The following is a 19,306-nucleotide window of genomic DNA, read 5'->3' as shown; positions in this document are numbered from 1 at the left end:
ACGACGCTGTTATATCAGCATATTTCTGCATCATCGCCTGTTAAAAAGAGAACAAACGATAAGGCGTGGCAGGCACTCACATTGGCAGCAATCGACCCAATTTCTCGCAGCAATGCGAATATGAAGACAAGGATACTTTTGTCGTTAAAAGAGAAAAATATAAACCGCTTTTATCGTGTATCCAGCACATCACTACCGCAATTTCTCAATGTGTTAACCACTTAATCCCATCCCCCTGCATACGTGCACTATCACCGTAACTACGCGAATGGTATTACGTATTAGTGCCTATACAGACAAATAAACTGTTTACCTAGGCTGTGACGTTAGAGGCTACTAGTACACATCATGAAGAGACTATGCGAATGGATCACAGCACTGCCGACCGAGCGTCTACTGCCCCCGCCACCAACACAAAAACCATAAAAGGTGAAACAGGACGAGCAACGAATACCGCACTTTCACCTCGTCATGAATCACTGGCCGCCGAGTTTCTTCCTCTGGCCCGCGCGCAGCGAGGCATGTGGGTCGCCGAACGTATTCAATCGAAAGGCGCCGTTTACAATCTTGGCGAGTACTGCGAGATTTTTGGCCCGATTGATGAGAGCGCCTTTATCGACGCGCTCTATCAAGTAGCCGAGGAATCTGACACCGCCCGCGTGCAGATTATCGAAACCGAGGACGGCCCCCGGCAGGCGATCATGGATTGCTACCACGGACATTTTCCGATGGTGGATTTCAGCAATCACGCCACCCCCCTGCAGGCGGCAGAGCAGTGGATGCTGGATGAGATTCAGGCGCCGACCGATATTGCAACAGACCCGCTATGGGGCGGCGCACTGATAAAGCTGGCAGACGACCACTATTGCTGGTTCCACCGTGTGCATCATGTGGTGATCGACGGCTTCGGCGGCGGCTTGATGGCCCGTCGACTGGCAGAGGTCTACAACCACCGGGCACTCGGAACACCACTGCCGCCCTGCCCGTTTTTGCCCTTGCACGAACAACTGGCACAGGAAACCAGCTATCGCGAGTCCAAGCGATTCGAACGCGACAAGCAATACTGGAGCGAGACACTGAGCGGGATTCCCGACCCGATTTCCCTGAGCCGCAACGGCGGCATGCGCTCGGGCGGACTTCTGCGCAGCCGTGCACCGCTGCGCCGGGATATCGCCGAGCGACTGAGCGAAATTGGACAGGAAGTCGGGGCGAGTTTGCCTCAAGTGCTGATTGCCTTGATCGGTGCGTACTACTACCGCAGTACGGGTCAGGAAGACTTGGTGCTCGGCATGCCGGTTTCTGCACGGGTAAACAAAACCCTGCGCCAGATACCGTCAATGATGGCAAACGCGGTGTCGATCCGACTGGCGCTGTCGCCGGAGATGAGCCTGACAACGCTGATCGAACAGGTCGCCAAAACCGTGCGCAGCGCGCTGCGCCACCAGCAATATCGCTATGAAGACCTTCGCCGCGACCTGGGACTGCTCGGTCAGAACCAGCAGATATCCTGGCTCGGCGTGAATATCGAGCCCTTTGATTACGACCTCGGATTCGGCGGCCACAGAACCGCGATGCGCAATCTGTCCAACGGTTCGATAGAAGACTTGACCATTTTTGTCTTCGATCGGGGCACGGAAGACGGCATGAGCATCGACCTCGATGCCAACCCCGGCCTCTACAGTCAGGCGGAACTCGACGACCACCGGGATCGCCTGATGCGGATGATCGCTCAGCTCGTTGAGCGGCCTGATGAGAGCCTGATGCGGGCGGAGCTGCTGTCTGCCGACGAATACCGCCGCATCGTCACAGAATGGAATGACACCGCCAGACCCTTACCGGACACCAGCCTTCCGCAACTGTTTGCGGAGCAGGCGGCAGACCACGCCACGCGGATCGCCATCGCGACCCCGGGTGTGTCTTTCAGTTACCGGGAGCTGGATACCCTTTCCAGCCAGTTGGCTGCGGCTCTGCAACAGCGCGGCATTGGACCGGGCAGTCTGGTGGCGACGGCGCTGCCACGCGATGCCTGGCTGAGCGTCGGGCTGATGGCCATTATGAAAAGCGGCGCGGCGTATTTGCCACTGGACCCATCTGCCCCGGAGCAGCGCAATACACTGATTCTCGATGAAGCCAAAGCGGATCTGCTGCTGGTAGGCAATGCCGCGCAGGCGGCACTCAGCACCGCCACACTGCCGACGACCACCCTGTCGCAGTTGCGCGACGCCGCGCCCGAGAATATCCCCCAGCTTCCCGCGCTCGATCCGCAATCACCGGCCTATGTGATCTTCACATCGGGCTCGACCGGGCGCCCGAAAGGCGTGGTAGTCACTCACCGAAATCTGCTGAATTTCCTGCTGTCCATGCAGGATCATTTCCGCCTCAGCCCCGACAATGCACTGCTGGGCCTGACCACCATCGCCTTTGATATCGCCGCGCTCGAGCTTTATCTGCCGCTGATGTGCGGGGCGCGTGTCGAACTGGTGGACAGGGAAACGGCAAAAGACCCCGACGCACTGGCTCGCCACATTGTTGAGCGCGGCGTCAGTCATGTTCAGGCCACGCCCTCCCACTGGCAGGCACTGCTTGCCGATCATGCCGCCGCGCTCAAGGGGATTCGCGCGCTGGTGGGTGGTGAAGCGCTGCCCTCTGCGCTGGCCCACAAAATGCGCCAGCTCGGCCACCCCGTCACCAATCTTTACGGCCCCACCGAGACCACGATCTGGTCAACGATGATGGAGCTGGATGGCAACGATCTGGATTCGCCGCCCATTGGCCGCCCCATCTGGAATACGCAGGTATATGTGCTCGACGCCGCATTGCAGCCGGTGCCGGTGGGCGCCGTTGGCGAGCTGTATATTGCCGGGGAAGGTGTGGCAAACGGCTATCTTCACCGACAGGAATTAACCGCCGAGCGCTTCCTCGCCAATCCCTTCGGCGCGGGTCGCCTCTACAAAACCGGCGACCAGGCACGCTGGCGGCACGACGGCGTATTGGAATATTTGGGTCGCAATGATTTTCAGATCAAAATCCGTGGCTTCCGCGTGGAAAGCGATGAGATCGAAAGTGCGATGATCACGCTGCCCGCCATACAGCAGACCGCGATTGCTCTGCATCAGGACCCGGCCGGCAACAAGCGGCTGATCGGCTATATTGTGCCCACCGCCGATGCAGATGCCGAGGCCCTGTCGCCCCGCTCCCTGCGCGGAACCCTGAGCCGTCTGTTACCCGACTACATGGTGCCGGCGCTGTTCGTCCAATTGGACGCACTGCCGCTCAATGTGAACGGCAAGCTGGATCGCAAAGCCCTGCCGGAACCCGCCTGGCAAGCGCAACATGAATATGTCGCGCCGCGCACAGAGGCCGAAATCCAGCTCGCGGCGATTTGGAGCGAGCTGTTTGGTATCGAGAAAATCAGCGTGCACGACAACTTCTTTGATCTGGGCGGGGATTCGCTGATGGCTGCTCGCCTGATCGCCAAGCTCCGGGATATCACGCAGCGGAATATTCCTCTGGCCGCCATCTTTGCGGCATCAACCGTGGCCGACCTCGCGGAGCAACTGGAGCAATACCGCAGCGTCGACCCACTCGGCCCGTTGATCCCCTTTAACGAGCGCGGACAGGGCCCGGCGGTGTTCTGCATACACCCGGTGGTCGGCTTGAGCTGGGCCTACGGTTCGCTGTCACATATGCTCGGCAGTGATATTTCTGTGTACGGCCTGCAGGCTCGTGGTTTCCGCGACGCCAGTTCGCTGCCGGGCAGTATCGAAGAAATGGCGCGAGACTATCTGCAGCAGATGCGAGCATGCCAGCCCGACGGGCCCTACCGGCTGGTGGGGTGGTCGATGGGTGGACTGGTTGCCCATGAGGTGGCCCGCCTGCTGAGAGAGGATGGCGAAGAGCTTGAACTGCTGGCAATTCTCGACGCCTTTCCCTGCCTGCTCGACGATGCGATGCAGCAGCGCAACGAGGCGGAACTGGCGGCCGACACACTGGCGTTTCTGGGTATCGAAAGCCGTGAGATTCCCTCCTCCATTGACGAGCTGACCGACATCCTCTGCCGTGAGTACGATATTTTTAATCTGCCGGAGCTGGAAGAACTGCAGCAGAGTAATGAAGAGACGCTGGCCAATATGGTTGAGCTGTTGAAGAACAACATCACGCTGATGCGAAATTTCGTGCCGCAATATGTGGATGTGGATATTCAGTTTTTCCACGCTGCCGCCACCGCCGAGAATCCGGCCGTTTGCTACGAGCCTGAGGGTTGGCAGCCCTATGTTCGCGCAATGACCGTGCATTCGCTCGACTGTCACCACCAGCAAATGCTTGATGCGGATATCGCCGCAAAAATTGCGCCGCGCATTGCCTCCGTGCTGCCCGCCCGACGCAGCGGAGCCGCCGCGTGAGAATCACGCTGTTCTCCGTTGGCACGCAGGGCGACGTGAGGCCATTTGTCGCCCTGGGCTGCGGACTGATGGCCGACGGTCATGAGGTGCGACTGGCAACCGGCCGCGACAGCGAGACCATGGTTAAGGCCCACGGCCTGGACTACTCACCGCTCAACGCCGACTTTCTGGAGATCATGCGGCGAGATCCGAAGGCATTGCAGAAGGGTTTGAACCCCATCGCCTTCGTACGAACCGCCCGCCGAGAGCTGAGCCGAATGGCAGATGGCTGGTCGAAAGATGGCTATCGCGCGGCGCTGGGAGCCGATTTATTGATCGGCGGCGGCATGGTTGCCGGGCTCGCGGCCTCACTGGGCGAGCGTCTGGAAATCCCTTCAGCGGGCGCCCACCTTCAGCCGGTGACGCCCTGCCCCGACATTCCGCCCATGATGCTGCCGCCACCCAAAAAGCCGAGACCCGGCTTCGTAAACACCGGGCTTTACCATGTCTGCCAACTGCTGGTCTGGCAAATGTTGAGTCCCGCCTACAAAACCGTCCGGCAGGAACTCGACCTGCCCAAAGCGAGCTACTGGCGAACCTTCCACTCCGATAACGCCCACAAAATAAAGCATCTTTACGGCTTCAGTCCCACACTGCTTCCCCCGTCCCCACACTGGACTGATTCGGTAAAGGTCACTGGCAACTGGTTACTGGAAGAGCACAACTGGCAAGCGCCTGACGATCTGCTTGCCTTTCTCGACGCCGGCGAAAAACCCATTTATGTCGGCTTCGGCAGTATGCTCGGCGAGGATATTGAAGCCTTTACCCTTAAAGTCATTGAGGCGATCCAGCTCAGCGGCAAACGCGCCATTCTCGCGACGGGATGGGGAGGACTCTCTCCAGATGCCGTAAACCCGCAGGAGATCTTTGTGCTGAACAGCGCCCCCCATGACTGGCTGTTCCCCCGTGTATCGCTGGCGGTTCACCACGGCGGCGCAGGCACTACCGCAGCGGCGCTGCATGCGGGCATTCCCTCGGTTGTGGTTCCCTTCTATGGCGACCAGCCCTTCTGGGCCTGGCGACTTCAGCAACTTGGCATCGCGCCCCCGGCGCCGCTTCGTCATCAGCTCACCGCCCCCGCTCTGGCCCGCGCCATAAAACAAGCTTCGCAATTGCCGATGCAGATCACCGCAGCAGCACTGGGAGAGCAGGCCAGAAGCGAAAACGGCATTCAAACTGCCATCGATCAGCTTAAGGCCTGGGAACTGTTGCCACGATCGTCTGCCAGCTAAGTTCCAGGAGCTGGGTTTCAGGAGCTGGGTCTCAGGAGACGGCCCTGTGGAGCTGGGCCTCTGGAATTAAGTCAGTGAGATAAGCTAGCGAGCGTCGCTGACGCTATCCTCCGCGTGGATCGCACGCCTTAAGATTAAAAAGAATTACGCGTCCAGCGAAATAAAACAATTTCCATATTCAAAGAAATACGGCGCAATAAAGCGAATAAAATAATCGCTTTATAATAATTGAGCGCCGCCATTGGCCGGGCGTACTCGGCTCCCCCGCCAAAGACGCATAAGCCTCATCCCTTCACCGTCTGGCGTTCCTCAGTGCTGCGCTGCTGCCGGTGTCGCGGGGAGTGTAATCCCATCACACCTTGCCCGTGATCGTCAGCGACTGATGCGCGACGCATGGGTATCGAGAAGAAATATCCAAGGAAACACGAACTAAAACACTGTGATGGACGTGTACAAAAGTGCGGGAGAATTTGGGGGAAAAGATGGTGGGCCGTGATGGATTCGAACCATCGACCAATTGGTTAAAAGCCAACTGCTCTACCACTGAGCTAACGGCCCCGAAGGAGGCGCTTATAATACGGATTTTGAGATCAAAAACAACAGGATAAGCGCAAAAAATTTCGATTTTTTTACGGTGCTATTTATAGCGTGTCGGGTCGGCAACCCCCGCCTGCGCAAAGCCCTCACGACGCAGGTAGCAGCTATCACAGCGGCCACAGGCCAGTCCATTGTCATCGGCAAGGTAGCAGGAAACGGTCAAGCCGTAGTCAACATTCAACTGCATTCCCAGCTGAATAATTTCTGATTTACTGAGGTCGATCAGCGGCGTTTCAATATGCAGCCCCTGCCCCTCGATACCGGCTTTGGTCGCGACATTCGCCAGCTTTTCAAAGGCATCAATAAAGGCGGGACGGCAATCAGGGTAGCCAGAGTAATCGACGGCATTGACGCCGATATGGATACTGTTGGCACCAATCACCTCGGCCCAGCCCAGGGCAATCGAGAGAAATACCGTGTTCCTGGCCGGAACATAGGTGACAGGAATACCCTCTCCACCGGCGTCTGGAACATCGATGTTGATATCGGTGAGAGCCGAGCCACCAATACTGCTCAAATCGAGCTTGATGACCTTGAATGCCGCCGCAGCCATGGCATCGGCCACCCGCTGGGCAGCCAGCAGCTCAGCGCGGTGCCGCTGTCCATAATCAAAGGCCAGCGCATAGCACTCATAGCCCTCGGCTCGGGCCTTGGCAAGAACAGTGGCGCTGTCCAGGCCACCCGATACTAATACAATTGCTTTCTTACTCACTGTGTAGCCTGTCTGGTTAATGACCTGCGGCGTCCTGCCATAGCAGTTTATGGAGTTGGAGTTGGAATCTCACCGGCAGATTATCTTCAACAATCCAGTCCGCCAGCTGTCTGGCGGGAAGCTGCTCAAAACTCGGTGAAAACAGCACTTCGCCCACCTTCTTATTGAGCTGGTACTGATCCAGCTGGAAACGCGCCCAGTCGTAGTCGCCACGGTCACAGATCACAAACTTTATTTGATCATTTGCGCCAAGGTGCGGGAGGTTATCCATCAGGTTGCGGTGCTGCTCGCCCGAGGCCGGTGTTTTCAGGTCAACCACTCGGGAGACGCGCGAATCCACCGCATCAACCGGCATCGCACCGCTGGTTTCCAGAGATACCTCATAACCGGCATCGCAAAGTGCTGTGAGCAACGGCAGGCAGTCCGGCTGCGCCAGGGGCTCGCCGCCGGTCACGCATACGTAGCGCGGTGCGTAGCTTTCCACTTTCGCCACGATCTCATCAATAGACTGGCGCTCACCGCCATGGAAAGCGTACTCAGTGTCGCAGTAAACACAGCGCAGCGGGCAGCCGGTTAGGCGCACAAACACCGTGGGCAAGCCGATGCTGCGGGACTCTCCCTGTAGGGAGTAGAAAATTTCGGTAATACGCAGACTGGCGCTCATCGCGGGGCCGCTCCGGCTGAAACGGCGGTGCCGTTGAGAAACGAAATGCAGAAGGCGCCCATTCTAAAAGCTGAGCGCAGTGGCGCCAAGTGCCAGTATTGCCACTCGGGAAGATCAGTAATTGCTGCGCAGGAATTCCCGAGCTTTTTTCACCGCTGAATTGCCGGTGTTGCCATAGCGGTCAATCACGTGCGTCAACAGTTCTCGGGCTTTCTGTTTGTCACCCTGCAGGAAGTAGACCGTACCCAATTTATACATCGCAGCGGGTACTTTGTTGTTGTCAGGGTAGGCCGACAACAAGTTTTGGAACGCCTTGGCTGACGCTTCTAGGTTCTGGGGTTCGACCGCAACATGCAACTCACCCAGCCAATACCAGGCATTAGGGGTGTATCGATCATCGGGATAGCGGGCAACATAGGCTTTGAACGCCTCGATTGCCTTTTCGTATTCACGTGATTTCACAAAGCCATAGGCATTGGCATAGTCAATAGAGGGCTGCCCGGTCGTGAAGCCATCCTCGGTTGCGTTTGACACGGTCGGCGCTTCCGCGCCTTTTTCCGACGACTTTCCGTCAGCATTTTTGCCGATAAGCGGAATTTCCGGAGCATCCACCTCGTCGACGGCTGCGCTTGGCGCATTGCCGGACAAGGCAGCCAGGCGCCGGTCGATATCAATGTATCGATCCAGCCCCTGTTGCTTGAGCTGGCGAATCTGATGCCCCTGCTCTTCAACCACACCGCGCAGCGTCATGATCTCTGTGCGAAGTTGCTGAATCTGCTCGTAAACCTGCGCCCCCATCGTGGCATTGCCCGAGTTGGCAAATCGATTCGGGTCGTTAATATCCTCGACCGGGGCCTGTGCCAGCGCCAGCGGGCTGGACAGCAGCAGGGAAACCAGCAGTGTTTTTCTCAGTTGCATCAGATTGCCTTGTACAAATTACTTCAGCTCAACGCGACGGTTTTTAGAGTAAGAAGCTTCAGATTGACCGAAGGCAACCGGACGCTCTTCACCGTAGCTCACAGTTTCAATACGGTAGCGAGCAATGCCATTGATAGCCATGTAATCGGCTACAGAGTTGGCACGACGCTCACCCAGCGCCATATTGTATTCGCGAGTGCCACGTTCGTCAGCATGACCTTCCAGACGGATCGGACCGCTGGTCTTTTTCAGACGGGCGATTTGGGCATCCAGGTTGCGACGTGCTTCTGAAGTCAGGGTGGCCTGGTCAAACTCGAAGTAGAAGATGTTTTCCAGAACCACTTCAGGCTCTTGCGTCTCGTAAGCAGAAACATCACTTTCCATGCCTTGAGTCGGCTCGGTGTAAGTGTTCATTTCGCTGCCGCTGCCTTCTTCTACGTCATTTGAAGCACAACCGGTCAGCAGGGCACCGGCAAAGGCGACACTCAGGAACAACTTGGATTGGTATTTCATAGCATTTCCCCATTGATGAAGTTTACTTTTACCGGCGGACAACCATTGTCCGCACTGTTTTTCCGGCCACTACTCATATAGAAAAGGCGACCATGCCGGCTCGCGCACATCTCCAAACCGGGATGGAAGGCGATATTTCACCCCACCATCCACAGATACTGCTGCCAAAACGCCCTGACCATTGTAGGTAGTAGAATACAGCAACATGCTGCCATTAGGCGCCACACTTGGTGACTCATCAAGGTCCGTTGTCGTCAGAATTTCAACGCGATTGCGTTTAAAGTCCTGAACGCCAATATGAAACCGCCCCTTGACTCTATGTACCATAACCAGGCCAAGACCGTCGCCCAACACACGGGCGCGGGCATTGTAATCCCCTTCAAACGTGATGCGTTCGACACTGCCTGATGCCAGTTCCACCTTGTATATCTGCGGCTTACCACCGCGATCCGAGGTGAAATACAGCGATTTACCGTCCGGCGCCCAAGCCGGCTCGGTATCGATAGCAAAATGATTTGTTACCCGCTGTATAGCACTTGTTGTCAAATCCATCACATAAATATCCGGGCTGCCATCCTTTGACAGCACCATCGCCAGTTGTCGACCGTCTGGCGAAAACGCCGGCGCACCATTCAGACCACGGAAATTGGTCAATTGTTGCCGTTCACCGGTTTCCAAATTATGTAAATATATCGCAGGCCGGGTGGTTTTAAAGGATACATAGGCAATTTTCTTGCCGTCTGGCGACCATGTCGGCGCCAAAATAGGCTCCATACTGTCGGCCAGCACTTCTTCACCCACACCGTCGATATCGCTTTTCAGCAGCCGGTATCGAAACCGCGTATCACCCTCTCGAACAGCGGAAACATAGAGCAGCTGTGTTCTGAACGCACCGCGAATATTGGTGAGTTTTTCATAAATGCGATCGCTGATAGTGTGCGCCAGAAAGCGCACTTTTTTAAGGCTCTGCTGCTCTTCACCTTTCAAAATACTTTGCTGGGTATTCACATCCAGCAACTCATAACGCGCAATCAGGTTATTGTTGGCGCCAAAGCTCAACTCACCCACCACCACATAGTCCACACCGAGGCTTTTCCAGTCCCGGTAGTAAACCTCCGACGCCCTGGACGGACGGCTGAGCATGTCGGCACGGCTCAGTGGTTCGAACAGGCCGCTGCGGTGCAGGTCTCGCTCGACGATTGACGCAACGTCCTCCTGCAGCGTCACACCGGCTGTCCAGCCAAAAGGCACTACCGCTATGGGCAGTGGATCGTCGTTGCCTTCGTTAATTTCAATGCTCAGCTCCGCCCTTAATAGCGGGGCTGTACACAATAAAAACATCAGCAGGAATGAACGCAATACCATCATCGCCTCAAATCTGTTGGCTTGAATACAAAGTTAAATTTTCTGAACTGCCGTTCAAAGACAGCAGGGTTTTGGCGACCGAGTTCGCCCAGCTCGTCGATTCGCCCGAGACCTTTGACCGCACGAATCGCAGATCGATCAAATGCTTCGTCACCGCTTCCCTCCACAATGTAGGCATTGTGGATTTCACCCGTCGGCAACATTTCAACCCCCACCGTCGCCGACATACCGTTGCGGGCCGACGGAGGACGGGTCCAGTTACGTTGCACCAGCGCGACAATCAAGTCCTGATAACTGCTGACCAGTTCTGCTTCTTCCAGCATGGCGTCTTCCGATGCCAGTGCGGCAGCCAGCTCATCCTCCTGCTGGCGCTGCAGTTCTTCCTGCAAGGCTTCCAGACGCGCCTGCTCCTCCGCCTTGGCCTTCGCAGCGTCTTCTGCCTTTTTACGGCGCAACTCTTCCGGCGTTGGCCCCTTTTTGGGGACCGGCTTGGGTTTCGGTTCAGGCTTGGGCACCGGTTTGGGCTCTGGCTTGGGTTCCGGCTTCGACTTGGGTTTCGGCTTGGGTTTAGGCGCAGGCTTTGGCGCCGGAGCAGGCTTGCTGCGCACCGGCTCGACCACCAGTTTGGCGTGAATCACCCGAGGCGGCTCTTTCAGCGGCTGGGTATCACTGAGCCCAGGCAGGCCTATCAGCAACACGGCCAATACGATGCCATGCAGTGTCAATGACACCAGAGCTGGAACAAGCGTAAAGCCCGGCATGGTTTCAGCGGCGCCCTTTCACAGGTGGTTCGTCGGTAATCAGTCCGATGGATTGAGCACCGGCGCCTTGCAGCGCGGCCATGGCCGCTACCACACTGCCATAATCGACCGCCGTGTCACCGCGCACCATGACTGGCGTTTTGGGCTTGCGGCGCAGGATCTTGCTGAGCTTATCACCGATTTCTGCGAGCTCTACCGGCTCACCTTGCTTATCGGGGTCACCCAGGCTCACATAGTAACGCCCCTGCTTGTCTACCGAGACGATAATCGGGTCATCATCACTCGGCGGCACCGGCTCTGTTGACGCTTCAGGCAAATCAACCTGAACACCCTGTACCAGCATCGGTGCAGTCACCATAAAAACAATCAGCAGTACCAGCATCACGTCGATATAAGGAACGACGTTAATCTCCGACATGCGTTTGCGCTTGTTGCGACGAGCCATCATGAAGTCCTCAGCGCACGTGAACCTGGCGGTGCAGGATGCTGGAGAACTCGTCAGCAAAGGTTTCGTATTTGCCGATATTGGCGTCCATCTTGGCCGAGAAACGGTTGTAGGCCATAACCGCAGGAATCGCCGCGATAAGGCCCATTGCGGTCGCCACCAAGGCTTCGGAAATACCCGGCGCTACCGTCGCCAGCGTCGCCTGCTGCACCTGAGCCAAGCCGTGAAAGGAACCCATGATCCCCCACACTGTACCCAGCAGGCCGATGTAAGGGCTGGTCGAGCCAACCGTCGCCAGAAACGGCAGACTTTGTTCCAGGCGCTCTTCCTCGCGATTCATGGCCACCCGCATAGCGCGCTGGCAGCCTTCCATAATGGCATCCGCGTCGATATTGCGCTGTGCCATGCGGGTAAATTCCTTAAAACCCGCACGGAAAATACTTTCCATACCGACCGCCATGGTCTGGCTGTCACTACCCTGTTTGTACAGAGTATTCAGATCAGTCCCCGACCAGAACAGCGACTCGAAACGCTTGCGCTCGCGCTCAGCCATATTGAAGTACATGGCACGCTGCACAATCAAATACCAGGATACCAGCGACGCCAGCACCAAAATCGCCATAATGGCCTGAACAAAAATACTGGCCTGACTGACCAGCGTAATAATGGACAGGTCTTGCTCCACAGCAGTCCCCTCGGGTTTGTTGTCGTAGTTTTTTAAGCGCCGTCCGGCTCGCCAGACAGTCGCTGATAAATCATCGGCGGAAGCCGCCGGGCCCTGCCGACCACCGGGTCGACACAGGCAATTTGTATCTGCGCTTCACACAGTAACTCTTCGCCGCGATAGACACATTGTTTGAAATTAAGTGCCGTGGCACGCATAGATTCTATGACCGCGGTCACGATTAGCTCGTCATCGAGGCGCGCCGAAGCGTGATACCGGGCTTGCACATCCCGCACCACCAACAGCAGCCCGTCGTCAGCCACCGCCGTTTTAGCAAAGCCCTGCGCGCGCATAAACTCGGTGCGCGCGCGCTCCATATACTTCAGGTAATTCACATAGTAGACAATGCCACCGGCGTCGGTATCTTCAATATAAACGCGCAGGGGGATATGAAAATCCATCAGGACACGTCCCCGTTGGGCGCATCCAGACCAAAGTGCTGATAGGCGTGCTGGGTCAGCACCCGACCTCTCGGCGTGCGCATAATATAGCCCTGCTGAATCAGATAGGGCTCCAGCACATCCTCAATCGTGCCGCGCTCTTCGCTGATGGCGGCGGCAAGGCTCTCAATGCCTACCGGCCCACCATCAAATTTTTCAATCATCGCCAGCAACAGACGGCGGTCGAGGTGATCGAAACCGCGATTGTCGACGTTGAGCATATTCAGCGCCGCATCAGCGACCTGCGCCGACACCTTGCCATCGGCTTTCACCTCGGCGTAGTCGCGCACCCGACGCAGCAGACGATTGGCAATACGCGGTGTACCCCGCGAGCGCATGGCAATTTCGCGCGCCCCGTCATCATCAAGGCTCATGCCAAGAATTTCAGCGGACCGGCTGACGATGGTAGACAGATCGGGCACACCGTAAAACTCCAGCCGCTGCACAATGCCAAAGCGGTCGCGCAGCGGTGAGGTCAACAGGCCTGCACGGGTTGTGGCGCCCACCAGTGTAAAAGGTGGCAAATCCAGTTTGATCGAGCGCGCCGCCGGCCCCTCGCCGATCATGATATCCAGCTGATAATCCTCCATTGCGGGATAGAGGATTTCCTCAATATGCGGGCTGAGACGGTGAATCTCGTCGATAAACAGGACATCGCCCTCATCGAGATTGGTCATCAGCGCCGCCAGATCTCCGGCCTTTTCCAGCACCGGACCGGAGGTCGTGCGCAACGCCACGCCCATTTCGTTCGCAAGGATATTGGCGAGCGTGGTCTTGCCCAGCCCCGGCGGGCCAAAAATCAGCGTGTGATCCAGCGGCTCGCTGCGCTGGCGAGCGGCGCTGACGAAAATCTCCATCTGCTCTCGCACGGCGGGCTGACCAATATAATCCGCCAGCGACTTGGGGCGAATGGCGCGATCAAAACGCTCTTCGGAAGACTCCAGCGTATCCGGGGCAATCAAGCGGTCGACATCAATCATACGAAGTCAGCCTCTATCGAATCATATTCTTGAGGGCAGCACGGATCAGTGCTTCGCTGCTCTGCCCTTCGGTATCCAGCGCATTAATTGCCCGGCTGGCTTCCTGCGGTTTGTACCCCAGGGCCACCAGCGCCGCCTCCGCTTCGGCCAGAATCGCCGAGGCCGAGGGTGTTTCGGGCAGGCTGACCTGCGATACCGCCTGATCCGGCGCCCAGCTCGCCAGCCGGTCGCGCATTTCCATCACCAAGCGTTCGGCGGTTTTCTTACCAACGCCGGGCAGGCGCACCAGCGATGCCGTGTCGCCATCCTGCACGCAGCGCACAAAATCGTCGCTGTCGATGCCAGACATAATTGTCAATGCGAGCTTGGGCCCGACCCCGTTAACCTTGATCAGGTCGCGAAACAGCTGCCGGCCGCGGGTATCGTTAAAGCCAAACAGGCTGTGGGCATCCTCGCGGACGATCATCTGGATGTACAGCGACACTTCTTCACCCAGCGCAGGCAAGGTGTACAGGGTGGTCATCGGCACCAGCACTTCGTAGCCAACACCGTTGACGTCCACCACAATCTCCGGAGCCTGCTTTTCGATCAGCACTCCGCGCAAACGAGCAATCATGAGCTTACCTTATTACTCAGCCGACCCCGCCGCATCCGCGCAGCAAGCATCGGTTCAGACATATTATTCAGCCCTTCGCGGGCGTGGGCGTGGCAGATGGCCGCCGCCAGCGCATCGGCGGCGTCTTCCTGTGGGCTGGCGGGCAGTTTCAACAGGACTTTCACCATGTGCTGTATCTGTTCTTTACTGGCGGCACCGGTGCCCACCACCGCTTTTTTAATTTGCCGCGCCGTGTATTCCGCCACGGCCAGGTCAGCACCCACGCAGGCCACCACGGCCGCGCCGCGGGCCTGTCCCAGCTTAAGCGCCGAACCCGCGCTTTTCGCCATAAACACTTCTTCTACCGCCGCTTCGCTGGGACGGTATTCGTCGATGATGGTATTGAGGCTGCGAAAGATAATATTGAGGCGTTCTGGAAGCGGGCCTTTCGGCAGGCGAATAACCCCACTGGTCACATAGCGATGGCGACCGCCCTCGGCCGAGATCAGGCCGAAACCGGTGCGCTGTGAGCCGGGGTCGATGCCGAGAATAATGGTCATAAATCGTCGCTGCCAGAAACTGCGCCTATTATGCACAGATCAGGCCTCGAAAAGATAATACCGCCAATGCCATTACAGCTCGGCGAGCACCTCATCGGGGATTTCGGCATTGGTGTGCACCTGCTGCACATCATCGAGGTCTTCCAGCATATCCACCAGCCCCAGCAGGGTCTCAGCACCCTGGCGGTCCAGTGGTACGGTGGTTGAAGGCTGCATGATCAGCTCGGCGTGTTCGTGCTCGAGTCCCGCCGCGACCATGGCGTCCTTGACGGTTTGAAAATCCTCGAACGGGGTCAGCACCTCAATGCTGCCGTCGTCATGGGCAACCACGTCGTCGGCGCCCGCCTCCAACGCCACGTCCATAATCTGCTCTTCACTGCTGCCCGGCGCGTAGAGAAGCTGACCGAGACGGCTGAACAGAAAAGCGACCGAACCATCGGTGCCCAGATTGCCGCCACGCTTGGTAAAGGCGTGGCGAACATCAGCGACGGTGCGGTTGCGGTTGTCGGTCATGCATTCAACCAAGACAGCAACGCCACCCGCGCCGTAACCTTCATAGGTGATTTCATCGTAGTTGTCACCCTCGGCATTCCCGGCGCCACGGGCGATGGCCTTGTCGATGGTATCGCGCTTCATATTGGCGCCGAGCGCCTTGTCGACCGCGGCCCGGAGACGGGGGTTATCCTCGGGAATCGGGCCACCGGCACGGGCAGCCACGACCAACTCGCGAATCAGCTTGGTGAAAACCTTGCCGCGCTTGGCATCCTGCGCGGCTTTGCGGTGTTTAATATTGGCCCATTTACTGTGACCTGCCACAACTAACCTCCCGCTGGGCGGTGATGCCACACCGCCCGTTTACTGCTTGGCAAATACTGGTATTACTCTTCGTTTTTACGCAGACGAATGCTCAACTCGGTGAGCTGGCGAGACTCCACCACACCCGGAGCATCGGTCATCACACAGGCTGCCGTCTGGGTTTTGGGGAAGGCAATCACGTCACGAATGGAGCGTGCGCCACTCATCAACATGATCAGACGATCCAAACCGAAGGCCAGACCGGCATGCGGCGGCGCGCCGTACTTCAGAGCGTCCAGCAGGAAGCCGAATTTCTCTTGCGCTTCCGCCTCGTCGATCCCCAGCACCCGGAATACCGACTGCTGCATGTCGTTGCGGTGGATACGCACAGAGCCACCGCCCAGCTCGGTACCGTTGAGCACCATATCGTAGGCCACAGACAGGGCCTCGCCCGGCGCCGCTTCCAGCTCTTCCGGCGTACACGACGGCGAGGTAAACGGGTGGTGCAGCGCGGTCCAGCCGCCCTTGTCATCCTCTTCAAACATCGGGAAGTCGACCACCCACAACGGCGCCCACTCGGCGGTGTACAGGTCGAGATCTTCACCCAGCTTGCAGCGCAGGGCACCCAGTGCTTCGTTGACCACTTTGGCCGAATCCGCGCCAAAGAAGATCAGGTCGCCGTTCTCGGCGCCGACCCGCTCCAGAATCGCGGCACGTACCGGCTCAGGCAGGAATTTCACAATCGGTGATTGCAGGCCGCCCTCGAGGTCGCTCTTGTCGTTGACCTTGATGTAAGCCAGCCCTTTGGCGCCGTAGATACCGACAAACTTGGTGTAGTCATCAATCTGTTTACGGCTGAGCTTGTCGTTGCCACCAGGAACCTTCAGTGCCGCCACACGGCCCTTGGGATTAGTCGCCGGACCGGAGAATACCTTGAACTCCACCTCGGCCATCAGATCGCCAACGTCGACCAGCTCCAGCGGAATCCGCAGGTCGGGCTTGTCGCTGCCGAAGCGGCTCATGGCCTCGCTGTAAGGCATCTTCGGGAAGTCGCCCAGATCCAGGTCTTTCACTTCCTTGAACAGATCGCGAATCATGCCTTCGGCCACCGCCATCATCTGGGCGTCATCCATAAAGGAGGTTTCGATATCGATCTGGGTGAATTCCGGCTGGCGGTCTGCGCGCAGGTCTTCGTCGCGGAAACACTTGGCAATCTGGTAGTAGCGGTCAAAACCCGACACCATCAACAACTGCTTGAACAACTGGGGCGACTGGGGCAGCGCAAAGAATTTACCGGCGTGGGTACGACTGGGGACGAGGTAGTCGCGGGCGCCTTCCGGAGTAGCGCGAGTGAGAATCGGGGTTTCGATATCCAGGAAGCCCTGCTCGTCGAGGTAGCGACGCAATACCGAGGTCACCTTGGCACGCAGGCGCAGCTTGTCGGCAATTTGCGGGCGACGCAGATCGAGGTAACGGTAACGCAGACGAACGTCTTCGCCCACTTCGGTATGATCATCGAGCTGGAACGGCGGCGTTTCGGACTCATTGAGAATCTCGATTTCCTTACCGAGCACTTCGATCTCGCCGGTTTTCATATTGGGGTTAACCGTCGCAGCATCCCGCGCGCGGACCCGGCCGCGAATCTTCAGGACATATTCGCTGCGCACCCGGTCGGCGGTAGCAAAGTGCTCTTGGGTGTCGGGATCGAAGACGACCTGAACAATCCCGTCGCGGTCGCGCATATCCAGAAAAATAACGCCGCCGTGATCGCGGCGGCGATCCACCCAACCGCAGATGGTGACGTCTTGATCGATGTACTCGCTACCGAGGCTCCCGCAATAATGGCTGCGCATGGATTTTTTCCCACTTCTTAAAAAGTCAAAAACAGGCCCCGTAATTCGGGGCCCCTAAATTCAGCTATCGGATCCGGCAGAGGAACCACCGCCGTCACCGGCCAGGTTTTTCTTCTTACCGCCCGATTTAAAATCGGTTTCGTACCAACCGCCACCCTTGAGGCGAAAACCCGCCGCCGAGATTTTCTTGACCAGTTTGTCCGCTTTGCATTGCGGACACTGGGTCATGGCTGGATCACTCATCTTCTGCAACGCTTCCAGCTCGTGCTGACAGGCCTGACACTGATATTCATAAATGGGCATTGGAATCCCCTCCCAATACAAACTAATGAAAACGTGACCTACAGGAGTAAAACCGTCGGGCACAACCACAGGGTAGAAAAAGGAGCGGGATTATAACGCAAAGCGGGCGTGGCGATAAACGCAGGAAGCAAGAATCACCGAGATCGGGTCGGCGGTGAGCACGAAGGCACACCGCCGGCGGGCAAAAGCCCGGCTTTAGGAGGCAAAATCCTTGAGTTTCTTCAGCGGACGAACTTTCACCGCCACGCTGGCAGGCTTGGCTTTGAAGGTCGTCTCTTCACCGGTGAAGGGGTTGATACCCTTGCGCGCCTTGGTCGCAGGCTTTTTCACCGTGGTGATTTTCATCAAACCGGGAATGGTGAACTCACCCAGCGCACGCTTTTTGATGCTGCGCTCAATCAGCAGCTCCAGCTCGTCGAGCACACTGGCAACCTGCTTGCGATTGAGTTCGGTGTTAGTCGCGATTTCATTGAGAATCTGCGTCTTGGTCATCTTCTCGCTGATTGCGGTCGTTTTGCGCTTCGGAGCCGCCTTGGCTGCAGCCGGTTTAGCTACGGCTTTCTTCGCTGCAACTTTCTTGGGGGCGGCCTTTTTCGGCGCTGCTTTTTTCGGTGCTGCTTTTCGTGTCGCCATAAGGAATCGTTCCTGTTCTGGGTGTGAAATTTATTATTTGCCAGTAGAGGGCACGCTGCCGATACCGAATTACCGCCGTTCCTCTTCCCGGTGCTGACTGCTCCATTTCAGAAGAGCTGGCGGCATGGCTATGCCTGTGCACTACTAATAGTCGATTGCCCGCTGCAAAACAAGAGCGAAGCGCAATATCCCTACGAAAAGCCTATTTTATGCGGCTAATGCTGCAGTAAACGCTCAACCAGATGCCTGCCAATTGGCAGTGCAGACGTTGCCGCTGGTGATGGCGCATTGATGACATGAACGCTGCGACGACTCTCGAGAAAGGCAAAATCGTGCAAGAGCTCACCTTTGGGACTGACCGCCTGGGCACGCACTCCCGCCGGCGCTGGCGATAGATCGTCCATCGTCAGCGACGGATAATAGGCTTGCAGCAACTGCAAATAACGGCGTTTGGAAAGGGAGTTGTGCAGTTCAGACACGGCCGCGCGATGATGACGACGAACCAGCGCCCAGAAGCCACGAAAGCCGATCAGCTCCGCGAGGCTGCGCCATTCAACATCCGACCAGCGGTAGCCTTCGCGAGCCAACGCCAGCACCGCATTGGGACCAGCAAGCAACCGACCGTCAACGCGGGGCGTCAGGTGGACGCCCAGAAACGGCAGAGCCGGATCGGGAACGGGGTAAATCAGGCGCGATACCCAGGACTCGCAGCGAGCAGCGAGCTGATAAAACTCTCCGCGAAACGGCACGATATGCAGCGGGCAATCGAGTCCC

Annotated in this window: 19 protein-coding genes and 1 tRNA gene; 2 read left to right on the top strand and 18 right to left on the bottom strand. The window is 57.5% G+C overall.

Annotation, left to right across the window (positions count from 1 at the left end; genetic code table 11):
• The first annotated feature begins 365 nt into the window (after window positions 1–365).
• Window positions 366–4,403 carry an amino acid adenylation domain-containing protein gene (locus tag AC5DB9_RS14260; RefSeq protein ID WP_272992147.1) on the top strand — a complete coding sequence of 1,346 codons (4,038 nt, stop codon included), beginning with the start codon at window positions 366–368 and terminating at the stop codon, window positions 4,401–4,403.
• Complete coding sequence (locus AC5DB9_RS14255; RefSeq protein WP_272992145.1) at window positions 4,400–5,674, top strand: glycosyltransferase; 1,275 nt, start codon at window positions 4,400–4,402, stop codon at window positions 5,672–5,674. The genes AC5DB9_RS14260 and AC5DB9_RS14255 overlap by 4 nt, the downstream gene beginning before the upstream one ends.
• Window positions 5,675–6,157: 483 nt before the next feature.
• On the opposite strand, the gene AC5DB9_RS14250 is transcribed toward AC5DB9_RS14255, so the two are convergent.
• The 18 genes from AC5DB9_RS14250 to AC5DB9_RS14165 form a co-directional block, all read right to left on the bottom strand.
• A tRNA-Lys gene (locus AC5DB9_RS14250) sits at window positions 6,158–6,232 on the bottom strand.
• Between the two features lie 79 nt (window positions 6,233–6,311).
• Window positions 6,312–6,983 (bottom strand): 7-cyano-7-deazaguanine synthase QueC, encoded by a 672-nt coding sequence (queC, locus tag AC5DB9_RS14245; RefSeq protein WP_272992143.1) that lies wholly within the window; start codon window positions 6,981–6,983, stop codon window positions 6,312–6,314.
• A 16-nt stretch (window positions 6,984–6,999) separates the two neighbouring features.
• A complete protein-coding gene (queE, locus tag AC5DB9_RS14240; RefSeq protein ID WP_272992140.1) occupies window positions 7,000–7,647 on the bottom strand; it encodes a 7-carboxy-7-deazaguanine synthase QueE in 648 nt (215 codons plus the stop codon).
• A gap of 114 nt (window positions 7,648–7,761) precedes the next feature.
• A complete protein-coding gene (gene ybgF, locus AC5DB9_RS14235) occupies window positions 7,762–8,565 on the bottom strand; it encodes a tol-pal system protein YbgF (protein WP_272992139.1) in 804 nt (267 codons plus the stop codon).
• 18 nt (window positions 8,566–8,583) lie between these two features.
• Window positions 8,584–9,078, bottom strand: a complete 495-nt coding sequence (gene pal, locus AC5DB9_RS14230; RefSeq protein WP_022957872.1) for a peptidoglycan-associated lipoprotein Pal — start codon at window positions 9,076–9,078, stop codon at window positions 8,584–8,586.
• A gap of 69 nt (window positions 9,079–9,147) precedes the next feature.
• On the bottom strand, window positions 9,148–10,443 hold the full coding sequence (gene tolB, locus AC5DB9_RS14225; protein WP_022957873.1) for a Tol-Pal system beta propeller repeat protein TolB: 1,296 nt from the start codon (window positions 10,441–10,443) through the stop codon (window positions 9,148–9,150).
• Window positions 10,443–11,174: an energy transducer TonB gene (locus AC5DB9_RS14220; protein ID WP_286845462.1), complete on the bottom strand. Its 732-nt coding sequence runs from the start codon at window positions 11,172–11,174 to the stop codon at window positions 10,443–10,445. The genes tolB and AC5DB9_RS14220 overlap by 1 nt, the downstream gene beginning before the upstream one ends.
• A 34-nt stretch (window positions 11,175–11,208) precedes the next feature.
• Window positions 11,209–11,649 (bottom strand): protein TolR, encoded by a 441-nt coding sequence (gene tolR, locus AC5DB9_RS14215; protein ID WP_022957875.1) that lies wholly within the window; start codon window positions 11,647–11,649, stop codon window positions 11,209–11,211.
• Window positions 11,650–11,659: 10 nt separating this feature from the next.
• Window positions 11,660–12,334 carry a protein TolQ gene (tolQ, locus tag AC5DB9_RS14210; protein WP_022957876.1) on the bottom strand — a complete coding sequence of 225 codons (675 nt, stop codon included), beginning with the start codon at window positions 12,332–12,334 and terminating at the stop codon, window positions 11,660–11,662.
• A 32-nt stretch (window positions 12,335–12,366) separates the two neighbouring features.
• On the bottom strand, window positions 12,367–12,774 hold the full coding sequence (gene ybgC / locus AC5DB9_RS14205; protein ID WP_022957877.1) for a tol-pal system-associated acyl-CoA thioesterase: 408 nt from the start codon (window positions 12,772–12,774) through the stop codon (window positions 12,367–12,369).
• On the bottom strand, window positions 12,774–13,793 hold the full coding sequence (gene ruvB / locus AC5DB9_RS14200) for a Holliday junction branch migration DNA helicase RuvB (RefSeq protein ID WP_272992132.1): 1,020 nt from the start codon (window positions 13,791–13,793) through the stop codon (window positions 12,774–12,776). Before ruvB ends, ybgC begins: the two co-directional genes overlap by 1 nt.
• A gap of 13 nt (window positions 13,794–13,806) precedes the next feature.
• Window positions 13,807–14,409 (bottom strand): Holliday junction branch migration protein RuvA, encoded by a 603-nt coding sequence (gene ruvA, locus AC5DB9_RS14195; RefSeq protein ID WP_022957879.1) that lies wholly within the window; start codon window positions 14,407–14,409, stop codon window positions 13,807–13,809.
• Window positions 14,406–14,948, bottom strand: coding sequence for a crossover junction endodeoxyribonuclease RuvC (ruvC, locus tag AC5DB9_RS14190; RefSeq protein WP_022957880.1), 543 nt, complete (start codon window positions 14,946–14,948; stop codon window positions 14,406–14,408). The genes ruvA and ruvC overlap by 4 nt, the downstream gene beginning before the upstream one ends.
• Window positions 14,949–15,020: 72 nt before the next feature.
• Complete coding sequence (locus tag AC5DB9_RS14185) at window positions 15,021–15,764, bottom strand: YebC/PmpR family DNA-binding transcriptional regulator (protein WP_022957881.1); 744 nt, start codon at window positions 15,762–15,764, stop codon at window positions 15,021–15,023.
• A 62-nt stretch (window positions 15,765–15,826) separates the two neighbouring features.
• A complete protein-coding gene (gene aspS / locus AC5DB9_RS14180) occupies window positions 15,827–17,596 on the bottom strand; it encodes an aspartate--tRNA ligase (protein ID WP_272992129.1) in 1,770 nt (589 codons plus the stop codon).
• A gap of 60 nt (window positions 17,597–17,656) precedes the next feature.
• Window positions 17,657–17,899 (bottom strand): FmdB family zinc ribbon protein, encoded by a 243-nt coding sequence (locus AC5DB9_RS14175; protein ID WP_022957883.1) that lies wholly within the window; start codon window positions 17,897–17,899, stop codon window positions 17,657–17,659.
• Between the two features lie 195 nt (window positions 17,900–18,094).
• Window positions 18,095–18,532: an HU family DNA-binding protein gene (locus AC5DB9_RS14170; RefSeq protein ID WP_022957884.1), complete on the bottom strand. Its 438-nt coding sequence runs from the start codon at window positions 18,530–18,532 to the stop codon at window positions 18,095–18,097.
• A gap of 215 nt (window positions 18,533–18,747) precedes the next feature.
• On the bottom strand, window positions 18,748–19,306 hold a 559-nt coding region (locus tag AC5DB9_RS14165), incomplete at its 5' end, for an FAD-dependent oxidoreductase (protein ID WP_491732070.1).

The organism is Spongiibacter sp. (assembly GCF_984394615.1).
The sequence above is the reverse complement of the archived record's forward strand: the minus strand, read 5'-3'. Positions and strand labels throughout refer to the sequence as shown.